Genomic DNA, 6,734 nt, shown 5'->3' with positions numbered 1-6,734 from the left:
GCGCTCGGACGAGGCCGCCTGGTCGGCACGGCGCCGGATCTCGGCCTGCTCGGCCGCCTCGGCGGCGACCATGCGCTTGATCCCCTCGACGGCGCGCCCGACGGCGCCGATCTCGTCGCCCCGGGCGGCTTCGTGGATCTCGCTGTCGGTCTCCCCGCGCCCCATGCGCTCGAGGGTCCGGACCAGCCGTTTGAGCGGCGCCGTCACGCCGAGGACGACCACCGCGACGCCCGCCCCGATGGCGATGGCGAGGCCGATGGTCGCCGCCGCGACCAGGAGAAGGGTCGCCCGGGAGGCCGCCGCCTCGGACGCATCCCGCTCCCGCTGGAGGTCGCCCGTGAGGACGTCGACCCGAGCCTGGATCATCTCCACCAGCTTGGCGCGAAGCGGATTGCCCTCGGCCAGCAGGATGGCGCCGGCGGCTTCGGCCTCACCCCGCTCCGCGCTCGCGGCGACCCGATCGACCACCGCACCGAACGCCGTCAGGATCTGTCGCAGCGTCTCCCCGGCCGAGCGCCGCGCGGGCGTGTCGGCCATCTGCATCAGGGCGTCGAGCAGGCTGAACGCGTGCGCCGTGTTCTGCTTGATGAGGGTCTGATACCCCGCCATCTGCGACTCCCGCGTCTCGACCACGAGGTTGCGCGCCTGGACGGCGATCTCACCGAAATCGATCTGGAGGCCGAGGATCATCGCGAGGCGCTTGGCCTGGACGTCGACGATCTGCCGTGTCTGTGCCGATTGGGCGATCAGGCTGGCACGCGCGTAGACGATCAATCCTCCGGCTGCCAAAGCCACGATGACGAGCGGAATGGCAAACTTCACGAGGATTTTTGCGTCACGCAACACTGTCATCGCGCCGATCCCGCAACTTGGAAAATCGATCCAAGATCATCTCGCAACCTCGCGGAAACATCAACAGCCAAAACCGCCTGGTTTACATTGCGGTGGCAATAGGCAGATCGGTCCGTTCTGACGTCGATTTGGTTTTTCAAATATTTTTCTTACAATATTTAATCTCGAAATGTATATACTGATCTTTCTGCGGCTCATTTGAAGATCCGATCCGCGTTTCTGAGCGTGAAACCCGCATCAGCGCGTGAGGGCATCAATTCCTTGCTTATGCGCAGCGCCTGATCATGCTGAAAATTTGTGCGCTCGCGGACGATGCTCCTGGACGCGGAGCGATACCGCACGACCGCGCCCGCGTTCAGCCATAGGCCGAGGAACCGGGAGAACGCCCGCGCTTCGATGTTCAATCCGCGCGCCGCAGCCAGCCGTGCCGACCGCGGCGCGCGAGAATTCCAAGATCACATCGGCGGGGTCAGGCCGTCCTTGCCGACCGCCACGAGCTTGCCCTCGGCCTTGGCGCCGTCCTTGGCGACCACGGCGAAGACCTTGGAGCCGGGGGCCAGGATCGCCTTGTCGGCCGGCTCGAAGGCGACGATCGGCGCCGAGGCCGGCACCACGATCTCCTTGGACCCGTCCTTGCCGTAGCTCACCGTCAGGGTGCGCTCGCCGCCGGACGCCGCCTTGTCGGCCTTCACGGTGCCGTTGGTCATCGCGCTCTTCACCTTGGGGGCGTTGGCGGTCTCGGCCTTCACGGTGCCGTTGGTCATGGCGCTCTTCACCTTCGAGCCGGCGCCGCCGGTCTGGTCGGTGATCGAGTCCCAGCCGTAATGGCCCTCGCCGGTGCCGCGCATCGACTCGGGGAACAGCACCACTTCGAGCGCCGTCATCGGGTTCTCGCCCTTGGTGGCGGTGCCGATGAAGACGCCGTCCTTGATCGCGTCGAGGCTCGACGGGACCACCCAGGCGAACTTCGCGCCGCCGACATCCACGGTCTCGGACTTGCCGTCCTCGGTCTTGATCGTGAGGGTGCTGCCCTCCGCCTTGTCGATGGTGCCGCGGACGCGTTCGACCTGGGCGGCGAAGGCCGCGCTCGACAGGAGGGCCGTCAGTCCGGCGGCGGCGGCGAGGGTCTTGCTGAGATGCTTCATCGGGGGTCCCATCCTGGCTTCAGGAGCCGGGTTATGGGGCGCTGGCCGCGTCAAACAAGGTTGTGCGCAAACGAAACGTGCTCGTCCAAGCCAAAAAGAAGGCGGCGCCCCGGGGCGCCGCCTCAAAAGAACCGGATGGGAGGCGCGGACGCCGCCCGTCGTGGATCAGGCCGCGAGCGAGCGCAGCACGTAGGGCAGGATGCCGCCGTTGCGGAAGTATTCCAGCTCGTCGAGCGTATCGATCCGGCAGGTGAGCGGCACCGCCGTCTTCGATCCGTCCGCCGCGGTGATCTCCGCGACCAGGGTCTGGCGCGGCTTCAGCTCGCCCGACAGGCCCTTGATGGTGACGGTCTCGTCGCCCTTCAGGCCCAGCGACGCCCAGGAGGTCTCGCCCTGGAACACCAGCGGGACGATGCCCATGCCGACCAGGTTCGAGCGGTGGATGCGCTCGAAGCTCTCGGCCACCACGGCGCGGATGCCGAGCAGCTTCGTGCCCTTGGCCGCCCAGTCGCGCGAGGAGCCGGTGCCGTATTCCTTGCCGGCGAAGACGACGAGCGGGGTGCCGCTCTCGGCGTATTTCTGCGCCGCGTCGTAGATGAACATCTTCTCGCCGGTGGGCTGGAACAGCGTCCAGCCGCCCTCGACCACCGTGCCGGACGGGTCCCGGACCATCTGGTTCTTGATGCGGATGTTGGCGAAGGTGCCCCGCATCATCACCTCGTGGTTGCCGCGCCTTGTGCCGTACTGGTTGAAGTCCTGCACGCGGACCTGGTGCGCCTGCAGGTACTCGCCGGCCGGCGAAGCCGCCCGGATGTTGCCCGCGGGCGAGATGTGGTCGGTGGTGATCGAGTCGAGGAAGAGCCCGAGGATGCGGGCGTCCTCGATGTCCTCCACGGGCTTGGGCGTCTTCTCCATGCCGACGAAGTACGGGGGGTTCTGCACGTAGGTGGAGCCGGGGTTCCACGCGAAGGTCTCGGCCTCGGTGACCTCGACGTCCTTCCAGTTCTGGTCGCCGCCGAACACGTCGGCGTAGCGGCGCTTGAACAGCTCCGAGGTGATGTTCTCCTCGATGAACTGCTGCACCTCCGCCGAGGACGGCCAGATGTCCCGCAGGTAGACCGGCTTGCCGTCGGAGCCGTGGCCCAGCGGCTCGGTGGTGATGTCGATCTGCATCGAGCCGGCGAGCGCGTAGGCGACGACGAGCGGCGGCGAAGCGAGGTAGTTCGCCCGCACGTCGGGGTTCACGCGACCCTCGAAGTTGCGGTTGCCCGAGAGCACCGCGGCGGCCACGACGTCGTTGTCGTTGATCGCCTTGGAGATCGCCTCCGGCAGCGGGCCGGAATTGCCGATGCAGGTGGTGCAGCCGAAGCCGACGAGGTTGAAGCCCAGCGCGTCGAGGGGCTCCTGCAGGCCGGATTTCTCCAGATACTCGCCGACGACCTGCGAGCCGGGGGCGAGCGAGGTCTTCACCCACGGCTTGGAGCGCAGGCCCTTGGCGACGGCGTTGCGGGCGAGGAGCCCTGCGCCGATCATCACGGAGGGGTTCGACGTGTTGGTGCAGCTGGTGATCGCCGCGATCACCACGTCGCCGTGCCCGATGTCGAAGTTCGTGCCCTCGACCGCGTAGCGGCTGGCGAGGTCGGCGGCCTTCTTGAACTCGGTCTCCATCGAGGCCGCGAAGCCCGGCTTGGCGGCGTCGAGCAGCACCCGGTCCTGCGGGCGCTTCGGGCCGGCGAGCGAGGGCCGGACCTCGCCCATGTCGAGCTGCAGCGAATCGGTGAAGACCGGGTCGGGCGTGTTCGCGTCGCGCCACATGCCCTGCGCCTTGGCGTAGGCCTCCACCAGGGCGATCCGGTCGTCGGCGCGGCCGGTGACCTTCAGGAAGTCGATGGTGCGCTGGTCGATCGGGAAGAAGCCGCAGGTGGCGCCGTATTCCGGGGCCATGTTGGAGATCGTGGCCCGGTCGGCGACCGCCATGTCGTCGAGGCCGGGGCCGTAGAACTCCACGAACTTGCCGACCACGCCCTTCTTGCGCAGCATCTGGGTGACGGTGAGCACCAGGTCGGTGGCGGTGGTGCCCTCGGGCAGCTTGCCCGACAGCTTGAAGCCCACGACCTCGGGGATCAGCATCGAGAGCGGCTGGCCGAGCATGGCCGCCTCGGCCTCGATGCCGCCGACGCCCCAACCGAGCACCGCCATGCCGTTGACCATGGTGGTGTGCGAATCGGTGCCGACCAGCGAATCGGGATAGGCGATCTCGGCCCCGTCCTCGGACTTCGTCCAGACGGTCTGGGCCAGGTATTCCAGGTTCACCTGGTGGCAGATGCCGGTGCCCGGGGGGACCACGGAGAAGTTGTCGAAGGCCGATTGGCCCCACTTCAGGAAGGTGTAGCGCTCGCCGTTGCGCGAGTATTCCAGCGCGACGTTGTCGGCCAGCGCCTTGGGGGTGCCGAACTCGTCGACGATCACCGAGTGGTCGATGACCAGATCGACCGGCACCAGCGGGTTGATCTTCTGCGGGTCGCCGCCGAGCGCCACCATGGCGTCGCGCATGGCCGCCAGATCGACCACGGCCGGGACGCCGGTGAAGTCCTGCATCAGCACGCGGGCGGGCCGGAAGGCGATCTCGACCTCGGCCTTGCCCTTCTCGGCGAGCCAGCCGACCGTCGCGGCGATGTCGGCCTTGCGGACGGAGCGGTCGTCCTCGAAGCGCAGCAGGTTCTCCAGGAGGACCTTCATGGCGAAGGGCAGCGCGGTGGCGGAGGCGAGGCCGTTCTTCTCGGCCTCGGGGATCGAGTAGTAGGTGTAGGTCTTGCCGCCGGCTTCGAGCGTCTGGCGGGCCTTGTAGCTGTCGAGTGATGGCACGGCTGGTTCAATCCTCGCTGCGGGTTGTCGAACACGCGCAGGCAAGACCTGCGCTACGAAGTCTGTGTTCGGCCTGTGTAGCGCCCGACGGGCGCGCGCCGCCCCGGGAGTGCCCGGGCAGGACGATGCGCGGGGGCGATTTGGACGCCCGTGGAGCCGCGCGGCGCAGCCAGATCCCGATATAGAACTTTTCGAATCTGGCCGCTACCGGGTTGCGATGACAGCCGCGCTACGCTGTCGGGCGCCGGGACGCATGCCGCACGGTCGCATCCCCGGCGAAGGCGCGCATTTTAGCGGCGATGCGGGGGCCGGCCACAAGCGTCTCCCCTCGCCCGCAGAGGCTACGAGGTGCAGACATCGCTGCCGGATGTGGGCCAGAACTAACCCCGAGCGCGTCTCCCTCCCCCCTCTGCGGGGGAGGGAGCGCGCGCAGCAAAGCCGGATCGTCACCGGCGCGGGATGCCCGTCACCCCCGCTCGGGCGCCCCTGCCCCCGACAGCGCCTTGAACCGATTCGGCTGGGCGGCGAGCTTGCGCAGGGACGCCACGTTGGAGGCGGCCTCCTCGGGACCCATGTCCCGGCGCAGGACGGTCTCGGCGTCGGCGAATCGGCCCTTCAGGCCGAGGACGAGGGCGAGGTTCGCCCGGACGCGGGCGTCGGCGCCCGGTTGGTCGGCGGCCAGCCGCAAGGTCTGCTCGGCCTGGTCGAGGTTGCGCGACAACGCGTAGGACAGGCCGAGATTCGAGAGCAGCGACGGCTCGTTCGGCCGGATCTTGAGCGCGGCCTCGTAGAAGCTTTGGGCCCGCGCCTGCTCGCCGAGCTGCGCGGAGGCCGAGCCCTGGGCCGACAGGATGCGCCAGTCGGGTGAGGCCGGGGAATGGGCGTTGGCGAGGACGTCGATCGCCTCGCGGTAGCGGCCGGCCTCCACCAGCGACTTGCCGTAGGCGCCGAGGATGAACGTGTCGCGCGGGTTGCGCAGGGCCGCCTGCTGCAGCACCGCGGAGGCTTGGGCCGCCTGATCGTTCGACCGGAGGGCGCGGGCATACGCGAGGGCCGCGCGCCCTTCGCCGGGATTGGCGTTGAAGCGCTCGGCCAGCCCTTCGAGGTCTTGCCGCGAGGCCGACTCCTGGCGCGGCGCGACCTGCCGCTCGCCGATCGAGCCGGTGGTCTCCGGGGACCGGGTGTTGCAGCCGGCAAGGCCCAGCGCCACGATGATGGCCGCGGCGGCAAGGCCGGCGCGGCGGCGGTTGGAAGCCGGGGTCGGGATGACCCGGATCGGGGCCGTCATCATGGTGCGCTCCGCCGGCACTGGCCGGGCGGGCTCCGGCCCACGCTTCACCCTCCCGGCCGGCCGGTGATAGAGCGTTAACCCTAACCACCGGTTAAGCCGCTGCCGGCCCGACCGCCGCACGAGAGGCACATGACCCAGGCCGACACCCCAGCGACGCACGCCGCCCTGCTGCCCGCCGACACGCCGTCCGTTCCGGTCACCCTGGTTACGACGGCATCCTGGAGCGAGGCCGAAGCGGCCCTGGAACCGGCGCACAGGCGTTTCGCGCAAACAATCGGCTTCAAGCCGAAGGCCGGGAGCCTGGCGCTGCTGCCGGGCCCGGACGGCGGTCTCGCGCGGGTGCTGTTCGGCCTCGGCGATCCGGAGGCGGCCACCTATGACCGGCTGATCGCCGGCAAGCTGCCCGCCCTGCTTCCGGACGGGACGTTTCGCCTGGAGAACGCCCCGGACCCGGCCGAGGCCGCGCTGGCCTGGCTGATGGGCAGCTACCGCTTCGGCCGGTACCGGACGGCCGGGGGGACGAAGGCGCGGCTGGCGGCGCCGGCCGGGATCGACGGGGCCGAGGTCGAGCGGGTCGCCGC

At 69.1% G+C, this 6,734-nt stretch carries 5 protein-coding genes and 1 pseudogene; 1 reads left to right on the top strand and 5 read right to left on the bottom strand.

What is annotated here, in order from left to right:
• The 5 genes from FV228_RS16880 to FV228_RS16860 all read right to left on the bottom strand — a co-directional run.
• The coding region (locus FV228_RS16880) for an MCP four helix bundle domain-containing protein (protein WP_147855688.1) at positions 1–852 on the bottom strand (852 nt) is incomplete at its 3' end.
• Positions 853–1,046: 194 nt separating this feature from the next.
• The gene (locus FV228_RS16875; RefSeq protein WP_147855687.1) at positions 1,047–1,256 is read right to left on the bottom strand and encodes a hypothetical protein; all 210 of its coding nucleotides are present in this window, start codon (positions 1,254–1,256) and stop codon (positions 1,047–1,049) included.
• Between the two features lie 51 nt (positions 1,257–1,307).
• Positions 1,308–1,997 (bottom strand): metal ABC transporter permease, encoded by a 690-nt coding sequence (locus FV228_RS16870; RefSeq protein ID WP_147855686.1) that lies wholly within the window; start codon positions 1,995–1,997, stop codon positions 1,308–1,310.
• A gap of 165 nt (positions 1,998–2,162) precedes the next feature.
• Positions 2,163–4,862, bottom strand: coding sequence for an aconitate hydratase AcnA (gene acnA, locus FV228_RS16865; protein ID WP_147855685.1), 2,700 nt, complete (start codon positions 4,860–4,862; stop codon positions 2,163–2,165).
• A gap of 466 nt (positions 4,863–5,328) precedes the next feature.
• Positions 5,329–6,153, bottom strand: coding sequence for a CDC27 family protein (locus tag FV228_RS16860; protein ID WP_147855684.1), 825 nt, complete (start codon positions 6,151–6,153; stop codon positions 5,329–5,331).
• Between the two features lie 129 nt (positions 6,154–6,282).
• Here FV228_RS16860 and FV228_RS16855 point away from each other — a divergent pair.
• Positions 6,283–6,734, top strand: a pseudogene (locus FV228_RS16855) (leucyl aminopeptidase family protein); the annotation flags it as partial.

The organism is Methylobacterium sp. WL18, from assembly GCF_008040015.1.
Taxonomy (GTDB): Bacteria; Pseudomonadota; Alphaproteobacteria; order Rhizobiales; family Beijerinckiaceae; genus Methylobacterium; species Methylobacterium mesophilicum.
Note: the sequence above shows the minus strand (reverse complement) of the source record. Positions and strands in the feature narration are given on the sequence as shown.